The organism is Sphingomonas faeni, assembly GCF_040407505.1.
In the GTDB taxonomy this organism is placed as follows: domain Bacteria; phylum Pseudomonadota; class Alphaproteobacteria; order Sphingomonadales; family Sphingomonadaceae; genus Sphingomonas; species Sphingomonas faeni_E.
On sequence record NZ_JAPZPQ010000002.1, the window covers coordinates 288,661 to 303,246 of the forward strand.

The following is a 14,586-nucleotide window of genomic DNA, read 5'->3' on the forward strand; positions in this document are numbered from 1 at the left end:
AGGCGCGCTTTCGCGTCTCCCCTATGGCTCTTGGAGGCGCGCCCTCGCGTCTCTACCTAAGGCGGCAATGAACGCCGTCACAGCCCGCATCGCCCAAGGCGTCACCTCGATCGCGGCCGAGGACTGGGAGGCGTGCTCCGGCACCGCCAACCCGTTCGTCGGCCACGCCTTCCTGTCCGCGCTCGAAGCCTCGAAAAGCGTCGGTGGCCGTTCCGGCTGGCAGGCGCTGCCGGTGGTGGTCGAAGGTCCCGACGGCAAGCCAGCGGGAATCGCGCCCGCCTACGCCAAGAGCCACAGTCAGGGCGAATACGTCTTCGACCAGGGCTGGGCCGACGCGTGGGAGCGGGCAGGGGGGCAATATTATCCCAAGCTCCAGATCGCCGCGCCGTTCAGCCCGGTTCCCGGCCCACGCCTGCTGCTCCGCGACCGCGATCAGGCCCCCGCGCTGATCGCCGCGCTGGAAGCGGTGACCGACCAGAGCGGCCTGTCCTCCGCGCACGCCACCTTCATCGACCCAAACGAGGTGCCGCTGTTCGAGGCGGCAGGCTGGCTGATCCGCCTGGGCACGCAGTTCCACTGGAAGAACGAGGGGTACGCCAGCTTCGACGACTTCCTCGCCGTTCTCGCCAGTCGCAAGCGCAAGGCGATCCGCAAGGAACGTGCCGCAGCCGTCGAAGGCCTCACGATCCGCCACCTCGTCGGTGCCGAGATCACGCCCGAGCACTGGGACGCGTTCTGGGTGTTCTACCAGGACACCGGCAGCCGCAAATGGGGCCAGCCGTACCTCACGCGCGGCTTCTTCGACCAGATCGGCAAGACGATGGGCGACCGCGTGCTCCTCATCCTCGCGGAGCGCGACGGCGTACCGATCGCCGGTGCACTCAACCTGATCGGCGACGACACGCTCTACGGCCGATACTGGGGCGCGACGGAGGAGGTGCCGTTCCTCCACTTCGAACTCTGCTATTACCAGGCGATCGGCGCGGCCATCGCGCGCGGCCTGAAGACCGTCGAGGCGGGCGCGCAGGGCGAACACAAGCTCGCGCGTGGCTATGCCCCGGTCGCGACCTATTCCGCGCACTACATCCCCGACCCGAGCTTCCGCCGCGCGATCGCCGACTATCTGCTCCGTGAACGCGAAGCCGTCGCCGAGCAGCAGGAATATCTTGGCGAGCTTACTCCGTTCCGGCGGGGCGAGCAGCAGCAACCCGGTTGACGCGGTACAACAGGCTGGTGCCATCGCGCCGGATTAGCGTCAGGTCGCGAACCAGTTTCGAATCGAACTTCGGCGGGTGGATCAGCCACACGTAATCGAACGCATCGCGCGGGAATTTCTCCAGCGCCACCTCGATCGGCCGCCAGAACTGGCCCCGACACTTGATGTCGCTGACGATCTCCGACGGATCGTGCGCAAAGCCCTTCGCCGCCGGATAGTGCGTCGTCATCAACTGCGCGCCGGCCATCGACCATTGGTCGTTGGTGAACGCCAGCCGCCGCTCCAGCAGCAGCGCTGGCACATGCTCGAGCCGCGAATAGGCCCAGTCGTCGCGACACCGCCGCCCGACGAACGACACGACGCGAGATCGCTCGGGCACCGTATCGATCGCCGCGATCGCTTGGTCGTAGCTGCGATCGTACATCAGGTAGCTGACCGTCGTCCCTGCCAGCCGCACGCCGAAGAACGCAAAGCCCAGCACAGCAAGCACCGCCGCGCCGCGCAGCGACAGCCCGTGTCGCGGCCGCAACGCGATCACCGCGATCCCGAGCATGAACGGCGCAAGCCGCATGTCGGCATAGGCCGAGCCGAACACGATCCGCGGCAACAGGATGTACACGATCGCCAGGAACAGTGCCGACAGGCTCAGGTTTCGCGAATATTCGATCGTCTGGTCGCGCACGCCGCGGAACAGGATCACGAACAAGACAGTCACCGACGCGATGTCGAACGTCATCCACCGATCGCGCAGGACCATCGTGATCCAGTTCATCTTCCAGCGCCAGTTGAACCAGTCCTGCGTCTTGCCGCCGACATGATCACCCGAGCGCCAGACGATCATCATCACCATCGGCAGCGCGAGCGGCAGGCAGTTCAGCCCCGCCTGGATGCACGCTTTGAACCAGCCATGCGCCCAGCTCTTGGGATCGCTGTCACGGCGGATGTCGTGCTGGCGGATCAGCTCGGCGGAGAAGGCGAGCACGCCCAGCACGCCCCAGCCGAACGTATGGCACAGCCACAACAGGCACGAGACGGGGACGAAAATGATGGTCCGCAGCTGCCGCCGGTCGAGCCGCCCCATCCGCAGCCACAGCGCGAACAGGTTGAGCGCTAGCGCCATGCCGAGCGCGAAATTCACGAATCCGAACTGGAACGGATAGCTGTAGGCAAGCGGCAGCGCGAACAACGCGGTCGCGGGGATTCGCCCGTGCACCTCGCGCGCGATCCACAGCAGCCCGGTCACGGTCAGCGCCGGGATCGCCATGACGATCAGCTTGACCGCCAGCTGCAAGCCGAAGATCGGCGCGAGCGGCACGATCAACAGGTCGATGCCGAGGTTGCCGATCATCTGCCAGCGGAAGTTATACCACTGATTCAACCAGGGATTGTCGGCGATCGCCAGCTGGACGCGGTACCGGCCCATATGCCCGGGCAAGTCGACCAGCGGCGGTATTTCCGGCCACAGCAACGGTATGATCGATGCGATCGCAACCGCGGCAACGAATGCGCGCGTCTGCCACCAATGCAGCTTTTCCCCCTGAGTAATCATATCGTCGAACCCTAGGGGCGGGTGGGCGCACTAGACAAGTGCGCGCACGACGAGTTGACGATCTTCCCCGCAAACTTCGGCATTACGAGAGGTCCAACAGGGGACGGGTTACGGGTCGCCCCTATTGATCGCGCCGTCCGAGCAGGCGCAGGCGCAGTGCGTTCAGCTTGATGAAACCCGCCGCATCGCGCTGGTCATAGGCGCCCTGATCGTCCTCGAACGTCACGACCTTCTCCGAATACAGCGAGTTCGGCGACTTGCGGCCGACCACGTACACGCCGCCCTTGTAGAGCTTCAGGCGAACCGTGCCCGAGACCTTCTCCTGGCTGTGGTCGATCGCCGCCTGCAGCATCTCGCGCTCGGGGCTGAACCAGAAGCCGTTGTAGATCAGCTCGGCATAGCGCGGCGCCAATTCATCCTTCAGGTGCGCGGCGCCGCGATCGAGCGTCAGCTGCTCGATGCCGCGGTGTGCGAGGTGATAGATCGTGCCGCCCGGCGTCTCGTACATGCCGCGGCTCTTCATGCCGACGAAGCGGTTCTCGACGAGGTCGAGACGGCCGATGCCGTGGCGGCGGCCATAGTCGTTTAGCGTCGACAGCAGGGTGGCCGGGCTCATGCCCTCGCCGTTGATCGCGACGCCGTCGCCGCGCTCGAAATCGATCGTGATGTATTCAGGGGTATCGGGCGCGTCCTCGGGGTTCACCGTGCGCGAGTAGACATAGTCAGGAACCTCGTCCCACGGGTTCTCGAGCACGAGGCCTTCGCTCGACGTGTGGAGCATGTTCGCGTCGGTCGAGAACGGCGCCTGGCCGCGCTTGTCCTTGCTGACCGGGATCTGGTGCTGTTCGGCGAACTCGATCAGCTTGGTACGGCTGGTGAGATCCCATTCGCGCCACGGCGCGATGACCTTGATGTCGGGCGACAGCGCGTAATAGCCGAGCTCGAAGCGGACCTGGTCGTTGCCCTTGCCGGTCGCACCGTGGCTGACCGCATCGGCACCGACCATCTTGGCGATCTCGATCTGGCGCTTGGCGATCAGCGGCCGCGCGATCGACGTGCCGAGCAGGTACAGCCCCTCGTACAGCGCGTTCGAGCGCATCATCGGGAACACGTAATCCCGCACGAACTCTTCGCGCAGATCGTCGACAAAGATGTGCTCGGGCTTGACGCCCATCATCTCGGCCTTCGCGCGCGCCGGCTCGAGCTCTTCGCCCTGGCCGAGATCGGCGGTGAAGGTCACGACTTCGCAGTTATATGTCTGCTGGAGCCATTTCAGGATCACGCTCGTGTCCAGGCCACCGGAATAGGCCAATACGACGCGGTTGATCTGATCGGTCACGGGCAGGATCCTTTGGGCAATATCCAATGCCCGCGCCCCTATGCGTTGAGCGCCGTGCATGCAACCGCGCCATGCAATTCCGGCGTTAATGGCGCGTACAACCGAGCCGGTCTATTCGCGCCGCAAATCCTCTGGAGTTTACCCACCGTGCTACGCCAAAGCCTTACCCTTCTCGTCCTCGCCGGCCTTGCGACTCCGGCGCTTGCGCAGGAAACCCGCGCGTCCGCCTCGGCCAAGTTCAAGACCGAATTCGCCGCGTCGGATACCAACAAGGACGGCGTCCTGACGCGCGCCGAAGTGCAGGCACGGATCGGCAACATGAAGGTTGGGCCGGGCCGTCCGGATCCGGTGCACGCTAAGCGTCTCGCCGATCTGTGGTTCACCAGCGCGGACAAGAACAAGGACGGCAAGGTCACGCAGGCCGAGGCGCAGGCGCTGCTCGCGGCGACCTTCGCGAAGTACGACGCGAACAAGGACGGCAAGATCGGCGGCAACGAGCGCGCCGCGGCGAAGGCCGACGTGCAGGGCCCGCGCTAACTCCATTCGGCTAACACCGTTGTTCTCCCGCGGACGCGGGAGCCCAGCTAAGTACCGTATCCCTGCTTGGTCCTGGGCCCCCGCCTCCGCGGGGGAACAAGTAGGTTAGGAAATCGAGCTCCGGCTCTGGCCGACTTGATACAGGGGCCGTGGCGAGGGCGGATTACCCTTCCCGCAACGCTCGCTCACCCTCGATCATGTAATCGCGCGTCAGTGGCAGCGTCATCCGGCTCTTCGACAGCTGGAGCTGGTAGTTGACCATCCCCCCGGTCCGGAACGCCGCCGCGGCGCCCGCCAGATAGAACGTCCACATCCGGTAGAACCGCTCGTCGTACAGCCCGACGATCGCGTCCTTCGCGGCCACCGTCCGATCATACCAGAGGTCGATCGTCAGCGCGTAATGGACCCGCAGCACCTCGATATCGGTCGGGAACATCCGCAGCCCCTCATACCCCTTCACGATCTCCGACAGAGCAGGGTTGTACCCACCCGGAAAGATGTACTTGGTCGTGAAAGTGTCGGTGACACCGGGCCCGCCCATCCGGCCGATCGTGTGGAGCAGCATCACGCCGTCGTCGGTCAGCAGGTCGCGGCACTTGCGGAAGAACGCCTTGTAGTGCGCCGGGCCGACATGCTCGAACATCCCGACCGAGACGATCCGGTCGAAACTGCCCGTCAGCGCGCGGTAGTCGATCAGCTCGAACTTCACCTTGTCGGCGACGCCAGCCTCCTCGGCGCGACGCCGCGCGACCTTCAACTGCTCCTCGCTCAGCGTCACGCCCAGCACTTCGGCGCCGGTCTTCGCGTGCAGGTACAGCGCCATCCCGCCCCAACCGCAGCCGATGTCGAGCACGCGCATGCCCGGCTGGATCGCAAGCTTGGCAGCGATATGCGCCTTCTTGTCGTTCTGCGCCTGCTCCAGGCTGTTGCCGGCGTCAGTGAAGTACGCGCAGGAATATTGCCGGTCCGCATCGAGGAACAGGTCGTACAGCCGATCCGACAGATCATAGTGATGCGCGACGTTCTTCTTCGACCGGCGCGCCATGTTGACGCGGTCGACGCGGTGGACGACCTTGTCGAGCAGCTTGATCGGCAACGACGGATTGAGGCCACCGCCACGCTCCCACGGGCTGTTGCCCTTGAGCAGGTTGACCAGATCGCGAATGTCACCGCGCTCGATCACCAGGCGGCCGTCCATGAACGCCTCCGCCGCGCCGAGCGCAGGATGGCGGACGATCGCGCCGGCGACGCCGGGCTGGGTCAGCCGGATCGTGACCGGGTTATACGCGGCATCGGGCTTGCCGAAATGCTTGGACGTGCCGTCCGCATGGATGAGCGTGAGTTCGCCGGTTTTAACCTGCCGCGCCAGGAAACGATCGAAAAGGGCCATGCCGCGTTAGCTAATGACTGGTACGGAATTGCGCTACCCCTCGGGGCGGCTCAGATGCCTGCGTACCAGTCATAATCCACGTTATCTTCCCAATAGCCGCCCTTGCCCTTGCCGATCCCGGCGAGACTGGCGACCGCGTCGATCGCCATGACGTATTTGGCATGTTTGTAGCCGAGCTGCCGTTCGACCCGCAGCCGGACGGGCGCGCCGTGCGCGACGTCGAGCACCTGGTCGTTGAGCGCCCAGGCGAGGATCGTCTGCGGGTGGAATGCATCGACCAGATCGACCGACTCGTAATAGTTCGCGCCGTTGTACAGGTCGGCGCAGGTGAAGACGATGTAGCGTGCGGTGTTCTTCAGGCCGGCGGCATCGAGCAACGCGCCGAGCTTCGGCCCCTGCCACTTGCCGATCGCGCTCCAGCCCTCGACACAATCGTGCCGCGTGATCTGCGCCCGCGATGGCATCTGGCGGAGTTGCGGGAGCGAGACCGACAGCGGCCGATCGACCAGCCCGCCGACCTTCAGCCGGTAATCCGCGAAGTTGTTGACGACCATCTCGGTGTAATCCGCGGTCCCCGGATTGCTCGTGCCGTTCGACCGGAAGATCGGCGACATCTGCGCGGGGCTGAACTCGGGCGCCAGCGCGTTGCGGTTGCTCAGCGCGCGCTGCAGCCCGCGGTTCATGTCCTCGCCCATGAACAGGATCTTCCGCGCCTCCGGGTTCGCGGCGATCTTGTCGCAGCCAGCGAGCAGCGCGCCTGCACCGATGGTCGCGCCCATGACGAGCGAGCGGCGGGTAATCAGCGAGCTCATGCGACGTCCTCCGACGGGTGGGCGGGCACCTTCCAGCGCCCGGTAATCATCGAGCGCACCTCGTTCCACGTCCCCGCCAGGATCACCAGCGCCAGATGCGCGATGATGAACAGCACCAGCCCGGTCGCGGCGATGAAGTGGATCGATCGCGCCGACTGCCTGCCGCCGAACACTTCGAGCAGCCACGGCCATGCCGCGTCCATCCCCGGTGACATCGTCAACCCGGTCAGGATCATCACCGGGATCAGCACGAAGATCGTCGCGACATACGAGAGCTTCTGAAGGATGTTGTACGCGCCCGGCTTCCTGGGATCGTGAAAGCGGAACGCGAGATGCTCCTTCACGTCGTGCACGACTTCGCGCGGCGACAGGTCCGCCGCACGCACGCGCAGATCGCGCTGGAAATGCTTGTTGACCAGGCTGACGATCATGAACCCGAGCAACGCGAAGGCGAGGACCAGCGCGAACAGCAGATGCCAGCGCCGCGACAGCGCCAAATTGTAGCCCGCCGGGATCGTCAGTAGATTGAGCAGCGACACCAGCCAACTCGGCCACTGGTCGAGCGTCGTCCACGCGGTATCGAAATTCGCGCCGTACCGTCCCCAATACAGCCGCGGATGCGCCTTGAGGATGCCGATCCCGCTGCCGATCATGATGAACATCGTCACCACCGTCACCCAGTGCCAGACGCGCGTCGCCATCCGGTGGCGCTTGATGACAATCGGGGCAGTGGGATCGTTCATGCTCGACCTTCGCTATAGGCAGTCAGACCGTGACCTAGCAGGAATACATGTATGACCGAATGGCATTCTTACGAGCCCACGAACGGCCATCGCCTGCCGCACGATCCCCTCAACGCGATCGTCGCGCCGCGCCCGATCGGCTGGGTCAGCACCGTATCCCCCGACGGCGTCGCCAACCTCGCGCCGTACAGTTTCTTCAACCTGTTCAACTACACCCCGCCGATCATCGGCTTCTCGTCGATGGGCTGGAAGGACAGCGTCGCCAATATCGAGGCGACCGGCGAGTTCGTCTGGAACCTCGTCACCCGCGATCTCGGCGAGGCGATGAATACGACCGCCGCGAACGTCGCCGCCGACGTCAACGAGTTCGCGCTCGCCAAGCTGGATATGGCTGCGTCGACAAAGGTGAAGCCGGCGCGTGTTGCCGCGTCGCGCGCGCAGTTCGAGTGCAAGCTCACCCAGCTGATCCGCCTGGAAACCAAGGAGGGCCGCGAGCTCGACCAGTGGCTGGTGCTCGGCGAGGCGGTCGCGATCCACATCGACTCGGCGATGCTGGAGGACGGTGTCTATCAGACCGCCCGCGCGAACCCGATCCTGCGCGGCGGCGGCCCCGCGGATTACTTTGCGATCACGGAGGATTCCTTGTTCAAGATGCGACGCCCGGGCTGATAGAGGCATTTGCTGCGACGCAGCATTCTGCGGCGGCCCTGACCTTACGAAAGCGATACCCCATGAAACCTGTCGATACGCGCATGGCGTTGCTAGCGCTCGCCGTCGGCGGGTTCGCGATCGGCACCACCGAGTTCGCGGCGATGAGCCTGTTGCCGCAGTTCGCGCGCGGACTCGGGATTGACGAACCGACCGCGGGGCACGTCATCAGTGCCTATGCGCTCGGCGTGGTGGTTGGTGCGCCGATGATCGCGGTGCTGGCGGCGAAGATCGAGCGGCGAGTGTTGCTGATCGGGTTGATGACGTTCCTTGGGATCGCCAACGGCCTGTCCGCGCTCGCGCCGACCTATCACCTGATGCTGCTCGCCCGGTTCCTGAGCGGCCTGCCGCATGGCGCGTATTTTGGGGTCGGGTCGCTGGTCGCGGCTTCGATGGTGCCGCGGGAGAAGCGATCGCGGGCGGTGTCGCGGATGATGCTCGGGCTAACGATCGCGACGATTGCAGGCGTGCCGTTGGCGAATGGCATCGGCCAGTGGTTCGGCTGGCGCTGGGGTTTCGGGATCGTCGCGATCATCGCGGCCGCGACGGTGGCGATGCTGTTTCGGTTCGCGCCGGTCCTGCGGCCTGCCAAGGATGCGAGCCCACTGGGCGAACTCGCGGCATTGCGTAACGGGCAGGTGTGGCTGACGCTCGCCATCGGCGCAGTCGGGTTCGGCGGGATCTTCTGCGTCTACACCTATCTCGCCTCGACGCTGACCGAGGTCACGGGGGTGTCGTCCGCGTTCACGCCGGTTGCGTTTGCACTGTTCGGCGTCGGGATGACGATCGGCACGTTGGTCTGCGCCAAGGCTGCGGACGTGGCGCTGATGCCGGCGGCGGGGATCACCTTGCTGTTCGGGGCAGGGGCGCTCGCACTCTATGCGCCGGCGACGCCGCATCTGTGGGCGATGCTGCCGGTGGTGGTGCTGATCGGCTGCGGGGGCGGGTTGTCGACGATCCTGCAGACGCGGCTGATGGATGTCGCGGAGGAGGCGCAGACCCTGGCCGCGGCGCTCAACCATTCCGCGTTCAATACCGCCAATGCGCTTGGGCCCTGGCTTGGCGGGCTGGCGATCGCGGGCGGGTATGGGTTGCCGTCGACCGGGTGGGTCGGGACCGCGCTGGCGCTTGGCGGGTTTGCGATCTGGGCTGTGTCCTGGGGACTGGATCGCAAGCGGGTTTGAATGACGACCCGTTAACTATTGTTCTCCCGCGAAGGCGGGAGTCCAGGGTTACAGGCAGAGGCGCTGGTGGCTCTTGGACCCCCGCCTTCGTGGGGGAACGGTTCTTGTGGGGCGCCCGCACCTTCCTAATCGCCACCACCCCGGCGAAGGCCGGGGCCCAATTGGGGGACGGTGCTAACTAAGGACAGCGCTCCGTTACTGCAGCCTTGCCAATTGGGCCCCGGCCTTCGCCGGGGTGGGGCTCGTCAGCTCGGGTGGTGTTTTCGTAAGTTCAGAGAGGGGCTGAGCGATAAGTCCGTCAGCCCCGACCAATCATCGCGCGATGTCGCGCTTGGCAAGCTGCTTGTTGAGCCCCAGTGCGATCAGCGTGAACACCGCGCCCGAGAACAGATACGCGCCGCTCGCCGCCAGACCCAGCTTGCTCGTCAGCAGCAGCGCAGCCAACGGGGCAAACCCGGCACCGAACAGCCATGCCAGATCGGTCGTCAGCGCCGAGCCCGTGTAGCGGTGCTGCGGCGACAGGCTCGAGGCGATCGCGCCCGAGGACTGGCCGAACGACAGGCCGAACAACAGGAAGCCGATGCCCATGAACAGGCGCTCGCCGACGTCGCCGCCATCGAGCAGCGACGGTGCGGCGATCGCGAACACCGCGATCAGCACCGCGATCGTGCCGAGCATCGTGCGACGCCCGAACCGGTCCGCAAGCAGCCCCGATACCAGCATCGCGCCGATCCCGATCACCGCGCCGATCACTTCGACCACCAGGAAGCGCGCCGGCGCCTCACGCGTGAACAGCACGACCCACGACAGCGGGAACACCGTGACCATGTGGAACAGCGCGAAGCTCGCGAGCGGCACGAACGAGCCGAGCCAGATCGCCTTCCACTGCGACTGCACGGTCTCGACGACCGGTGCCGGCTCCAGCTCGCGCTTGGCGTACATCTCTTCGAACTCTGGCGTCACCACCAGGCGAAGACGCGCGAACAGTGCGACGACGTTGATCGCGAACGCCACGAAGAACGGATAGCGCCAGCCCCATGAGAAGAAATCCTCGGTCGGCAGTGCGGCCACGAAGAACGCGAACAGACCGCTCGCGACCAGCAGGCCGATCGGTGCACCCAGCTGCGGCAGCATCGCGTACCAGCCGCGATGCTTTTCCGGCGAGTTCAGCGACAGCAGCGAGGCGAGACCGTCCCACGCGCCGCCAAGCGCGACGCCCTGGCCGATACGCAGCAGCGCGAGGATCGCGACCGACCAGTTGCCGACTTGGTCATAGCCGGGGATGAATCCCATCGCGACCGTCGACGTACCGAGCAGGAACAGCGAGATCGTCAGCTTGACGCTGCGGCCGTACGCACGATCGACCGCGATGAAGATGATCGAGCCGATCGGGCGGGCGATGAACGCCAGCGCGAACACCGCGAACGAATAGAGCGTGCCCTGCAACCGGTCGACATACGGGAAGACCAGGGTCGGGAACACGAGCACCGAGGCGATCGCATACACGAAGAAGTCGAAGAATTCCGAGGTACGGCCGATCACCACGCCGATCGCGATCACGCCGGGCGTGACGTGCTCGCCGTCGCTGTGGATACTGCGAGCGTCGGCTTCGAAGCTCGTCTCGGGGACTGTGTTTGCACTCATTCTTCAACTCGCTCTTCAGGGCGCGAACCCGATGATACGCTGTTCCGGCGGATGCGGGCAGATATATTCCGCGCCAATCTCCCGCGCCCAATGCGGGCAGGGGTGATCTATGCTACTCCGGGCGACGATAAAGCCATGCCGATGTTGCAGTGCAGCGCCCATTGGACAAATTGTCCACTGTAGCGCGGCGAAAGCGAGGCGTAGGGGATCCGCATGATCGTTGAGAAAACCGTTTCCCGCGCGAAAAAATGGCTGGCCGTGCTGCCGCTTGCGCTGCTCACCAGCGGCTGCAACTGGGTCGTGATGTCGCCTTCGGGCGATATCGCAGTGCAACAGCGCGATCTCGTGCTGATCGCGACCGGGCTGATGCTGTTGATCATCGTTCCGGTGATCTGCCTCACGCTGCTGTTCGCGTTCCGCTACCGCCAGTCGAACAAGACCGCCAAGTACGAGCCGAACTGGGATCACTCGGTCGGTCTCGAGCTGTTGATCTGGGGCATCCCGCTGCTGATCATCATCGCGCTCGGTGCGCTGACCTGGACCAGCACGCATCTGCTCGATCCGTACCGCCCGCTCGGCCGGATCAAGCCCGACGCGCCTACGCTCGCGAACAACGTGCCGGTCGGCAACCTGGTCGACAAGCAGCAGCTGGCGAACGGCGTCGGCAAGCCGCTCGAGGTTCAGGTGGTCGCGCTCGATTGGAAGTGGCTGTTCATCTATCCGGAATACGGCATCGCCACGGTCAACGAACTGGCCGCGCCGGTCGATCGTCCGATCCGTTTCCAGATGACCTCGTCGTCGGTGATGAACGCGTTCTACATTCCTGCGCTCGCCGGCATGATCTACACGATGCCCGGCATGCAGACGACGCTGAACGCGGTGATCAACAAGCCAGGCAACTACGAGGGCTTCTCGTCCAACTACAGCGGCGCGGGCTTCTCGGGGATGCGCTTCCGCTTCCACGGCGTCAGCGACGCGGGCTTCCAGGCCTGGGTCAACCAGGTCAAACAGCGTGGGGGCGGTCTGAACCGCGCGAGCTATCTCCAGCTGGAGAAGCCGAGCGAGAAGGTCCCGGTCCGCTATTACAATGCGGTCGAGGCGAACATGTTCAAGCTGGTCGTCGAGCAGTGCGTCCAGCCCGGCAAGGTCTGCATGTCGCAGATGATGCACGGCGGCAAAGGCGGGGGGGACTCGCACGCCGGCATGGCGATGCCCGGAGTCAATGGCGGCAAGGGCCCGCAGGACACCGGTCATCCCGAAGGCGCCCTGATGAAGGACGCGGACGAAAAGGGAAGCGGCAACCACTGGACCGCGCCGGCCGACATAAAACAGGACGGCGCCAACAGCGCGCCCGGCTCGCAGTCCAACCGCAATCACACGATGTTGATGCCCCAGAAGAACGGGCTGACCCCCTCCACCATGCCGGGCACGCGCCCCGTCGCGAACGGCTAGAGAAATCATCATGAACGACACCCTGTTGAAGACTATCTTCGGCCGCCTGACCCTGGAGTCGCTGCCGCTGCACGAACCGATCGTCGTCGCCACCTTCGCGATGGTGGCGATCGGCGGGCTTGGGCTCGTCGCCGCGCTGACCTATTTCAAGGTCTGGGGCTATCTCTGGAACGAGTGGTTCACGAGCGTGGATCACAAGAAGATCGGGATCATGTACATGATCCTCGCGATCGTCATGCTGCTGCGCGGGTTCTCCGATGCGATCATGATGCGTGCGCAGCAGGCGATGGCGTTCAACGGGTCTGAAGGCTACCTGACCGCGCATCACTACGACCAGGTCTTCACCGCACACGGCGTGATCATGATCTTCTTCGTGGCGATGCCGATGGTCACGGGCCTGATGAACTATGTCGTCCCGCTCCAGATCGGTGCGCGCGACGTGTCGTTCCCGTTCCTCAACAATTTCAGCTTCTGGATGACCACGGCCGGTGCCGTGATCGTCATGATGTCGCTGTTCATCGGTGAGTTCGCGCGGACCGGCTGGCTCGCGATGCCGCCCCTCTCAGGGTTGGCGTATTCGCCCGACGTCGGTGTCGATTATTATATCTGGGCTTTGCAGATCGCGGGCATCGGGACACTGCTGTCCGGCGTCAATCTGGTCGCGACCATCGTCAAGATGCGCGCACCCGGCATGACCATGATGAAGATGCCGATCTTCACCTGGACGTCGCTCTGCACCAACATCCTGATCGTTGCCGCCTTCCCGGTGCTGACCGCGGTTCTCGCGATGCTGTCGCTCGATCGCTACATCGGCACTGCGTTCTTCACGAACGACTCGGGCGGCAACCCGATGATGTACGTCAACCTGATCTGGATCTGGGGTCACCCCGAGGTCTACATTCTGGTCCTGCCGGCGTTCGGCATCTTTTCCGAGGTCACCTCGACCTTCTCGGGCAAGCGCCTCTTCGGCTACAGCTCGATGGTCTATGCAACGCTCGTCATCACGATCCTCGCCTATCTCGTCTGGCTGCACCACTTCTTCACGATGGGGTCGGGCGCGAGCGTAAACTCGTTCTTCGGCATCACCACGATGATCATCTCGATCCCGACCGGGGCCAAGATCTTCAACTGGCTGTTCACGATGTACAAGGGACGGATCCGGTTCGAACTGCCGATGATGTGGACGATCGCCTTCATGGTGACCTTCACGATAGGCGGCATGACCGGCGTGCTGCTCGCGGTGCCGCCAGCCGATTTCGTGCTGCACAACTCGCTGTTCCTGGTCGCGCATTTCCATAACGTGATCATCGGCGGCACGCTGTTCGGCATGTTCGCCGGCATCAACTACTGGTTCCCGAAGGCGTTCGGCTTCAAGCTGGACAAGAAGTGGGGCACGGTATCGTTCTGGTGCTGGGTGGTCGGCTTCTACTTCGCCTTCATGCCGCTCTACGTGCTCGGCCTGATGGGCGTGACCCGCCGGATGCGCTATTTCGACGATCCGAACCTGCAGATCTGGTTCGTCATCGCCGCCTTCGGTGCAGCCCTGATCGCAGCCGGCATCGGTGCCTTCCTGCTCCAGATCTTCGTCAGCATCCGCAACCGCGAGGCGCTGGCCGATCACAGCGGCGATCCCTGGGGTGGCCGCACGCTGGAGTGGGCGACCTCGTCGCCGCCGCCGGAGTACAACTTCGCGTTCACGCCGATCGTCCATGATCTGGACGCCTGGTACGACATGAAGGAGCGCAAGCACGAGCGGCCTGTGACCGGCTTCAAGTCGATCCACATGCCGAGCGGCACCGGCACGGGCGTCGTGCTCGCCGGTCTCAGCGTGGCATTCGGCTTCGCGATGATCTGGTACATCTGGTGGCTCGCCGGGCTCACGCTGGTCGGCATCTTCGCGACGACGATCTTCCACACCTTCAACTACAAGCGCGACTTTCACATCCCCGTCGAGGACGTGATCGCCAGCGAGGACGCGCGCACCCGCCAGCTCGCGACCCAGGGAGCCTGAC

12 protein-coding genes are annotated in these 14,586 nt (G+C 64.6%); 6 read left to right on the forward strand and 6 right to left on the reverse strand.

The genetic code is table 11. The features are described 5' to 3' along the window. Window positions 1–67: 67 nt before the first annotated feature. The gene (locus tag O6X71_RS07905; RefSeq protein WP_353465349.1) at window positions 68–1,216 is read left to right on the forward strand and encodes a GNAT family N-acetyltransferase; all 1,149 of its coding nucleotides are present in this window, start codon (window positions 68–70) and stop codon (window positions 1,214–1,216) included. On the opposite strand, the gene O6X71_RS07910 is transcribed toward O6X71_RS07905, so the two are convergent. After that, window positions 1,176–2,765: a hypothetical protein gene (locus tag O6X71_RS07910; RefSeq protein WP_353465350.1), complete on the reverse strand. Its 1,590-nt coding sequence runs from the start codon at window positions 2,763–2,765 to the stop codon at window positions 1,176–1,178. The genes O6X71_RS07905 and O6X71_RS07910 overlap by 41 nt on opposite strands. 121 nt (window positions 2,766–2,886) lie before the next feature. Continuing rightward, on the reverse strand, window positions 2,887–4,104 hold the full coding sequence (locus O6X71_RS07915) for an argininosuccinate synthase (protein WP_353465352.1): 1,218 nt from the start codon (window positions 4,102–4,104) through the stop codon (window positions 2,887–2,889). A gap of 147 nt (window positions 4,105–4,251) precedes the next feature. Between O6X71_RS07915 and O6X71_RS07920 the strand changes: the two genes are divergently transcribed. Continuing rightward, a complete protein-coding gene (locus O6X71_RS07920) occupies window positions 4,252–4,641 on the forward strand; it encodes an EF-hand domain-containing protein (RefSeq protein WP_353465353.1) in 390 nt (129 codons plus the stop codon). 163 nt (window positions 4,642–4,804) lie between these two features. On the opposite strand, the gene O6X71_RS07925 is transcribed toward O6X71_RS07920, so the two are convergent. The 3 genes from O6X71_RS07925 to O6X71_RS07935 are packed head-to-tail and all read right to left on the reverse strand — an operon-like array spanning window position 4,805 to window position 7,586. Further along, window positions 4,805–6,031: a cyclopropane-fatty-acyl-phospholipid synthase family protein gene (locus tag O6X71_RS07925; protein WP_353465355.1), complete on the reverse strand. Its 1,227-nt coding sequence runs from the start codon at window positions 6,029–6,031 to the stop codon at window positions 4,805–4,807. Window positions 6,032–6,081: 50 nt separating this feature from the next. After that, on the reverse strand, window positions 6,082–6,843 hold the full coding sequence (locus O6X71_RS07930) for a molybdopterin-dependent oxidoreductase (protein WP_353465356.1): 762 nt from the start codon (window positions 6,841–6,843) through the stop codon (window positions 6,082–6,084). Beyond that, entirely contained in the window at window positions 6,840–7,586 is a 747-nt protein-coding gene (locus tag O6X71_RS07935) for a cytochrome b/b6 domain-containing protein (RefSeq protein WP_353465357.1), read from the reverse strand. The genes O6X71_RS07930 and O6X71_RS07935 overlap by 4 nt, the downstream gene beginning before the upstream one ends. Before the next feature lie 51 nt (window positions 7,587–7,637). On the opposite strand from O6X71_RS07935, the gene O6X71_RS07940 reads away from it, so the two are divergent. Then, window positions 7,638–8,255, forward strand: coding sequence for a flavin reductase family protein (locus O6X71_RS07940; RefSeq protein ID WP_353465359.1), 618 nt, complete (start codon window positions 7,638–7,640; stop codon window positions 8,253–8,255). A gap of 62 nt (window positions 8,256–8,317) precedes the next feature. Further along, window positions 8,318–9,478 carry an MFS transporter gene (locus O6X71_RS07945; protein ID WP_353465360.1) on the forward strand — a complete coding sequence of 387 codons (1,161 nt, stop codon included), beginning with the start codon at window positions 8,318–8,320 and terminating at the stop codon, window positions 9,476–9,478. 312 nt (window positions 9,479–9,790) lie between these two features. Here O6X71_RS07945 and O6X71_RS07950 read toward each other — a convergent pair whose 3' ends face one another. Next, window positions 9,791–11,122 (reverse strand): MFS transporter, encoded by a 1,332-nt coding sequence (locus O6X71_RS07950; protein WP_353465362.1) that lies wholly within the window; start codon window positions 11,120–11,122, stop codon window positions 9,791–9,793. A 213-nt stretch (window positions 11,123–11,335) separates the two neighbouring features. Here O6X71_RS07950 and O6X71_RS07955 point away from each other — a divergent pair, with 213 nt between their 5' ends. Together O6X71_RS07955 and cyoB are read left to right on the forward strand one after the other, a co-directional pair. Further along, window positions 11,336–12,574: a ubiquinol oxidase subunit II gene (locus O6X71_RS07955; protein ID WP_353465363.1), complete on the forward strand. Its 1,239-nt coding sequence runs from the start codon at window positions 11,336–11,338 to the stop codon at window positions 12,572–12,574. Window positions 12,575–12,584: 10 nt separating this feature from the next. Continuing rightward, entirely contained in the window at window positions 12,585–14,585 is a 2,001-nt protein-coding gene (gene cyoB, locus O6X71_RS07960; RefSeq protein ID WP_133020319.1) for a cytochrome o ubiquinol oxidase subunit I, read from the forward strand. Window position 14,586 lies beyond the last annotated feature (1 nt).

What these genes read in the sequence shown, in the direction of transcription:
- O6X71_RS07905 (WP_353465349.1), top strand. Translation starts at nt 68, where the DNA reads ATGAACGCCGTCACAGCCCGCATCGCCCAAGGCGTCACCTCGATCGCG.
- O6X71_RS07910 (WP_353465350.1), bottom strand. Translation starts at nt 2,765, where the DNA reads ATGATTACTCAGGGGGAAAAGCTGCATTGGTGGCAGACGCGCGCATTC.
- O6X71_RS07925 (WP_353465355.1), bottom strand. Translation starts at nt 6,031, where the DNA reads ATGGCCCTTTTCGATCGTTTCCTGGCGCGGCAGGTTAAAACCGGCGAA.
- O6X71_RS07930 (WP_353465356.1), bottom strand. Translation starts at nt 6,843, where the DNA reads ATGAGCTCGCTGATTACCCGCCGCTCGCTCGTCATGGGCGCGACCATC.
- O6X71_RS07935 (WP_353465357.1), bottom strand. Translation starts at nt 7,586, where the DNA reads ATGAACGATCCCACTGCCCCGATTGTCATCAAGCGCCACCGGATGGCG.
- O6X71_RS07940 (WP_353465359.1), top strand. Translation starts at nt 7,638, where the DNA reads ATGACCGAATGGCATTCTTACGAGCCCACGAACGGCCATCGCCTGCCG.
- O6X71_RS07945 (WP_353465360.1), top strand. Translation starts at nt 8,318, where the DNA reads ATGAAACCTGTCGATACGCGCATGGCGTTGCTAGCGCTCGCCGTCGGC.
- O6X71_RS07950 (WP_353465362.1), bottom strand. Translation starts at nt 11,122, where the DNA reads ATGAGTGCAAACACAGTCCCCGAGACGAGCTTCGAAGCCGACGCTCGC.
- O6X71_RS07955 (WP_353465363.1), top strand. Translation starts at nt 11,336, where the DNA reads ATGATCGTTGAGAAAACCGTTTCCCGCGCGAAAAAATGGCTGGCCGTG.
- cyoB (WP_133020319.1), top strand. Translation starts at nt 12,585, where the DNA reads ATGAACGACACCCTGTTGAAGACTATCTTCGGCCGCCTGACCCTGGAG.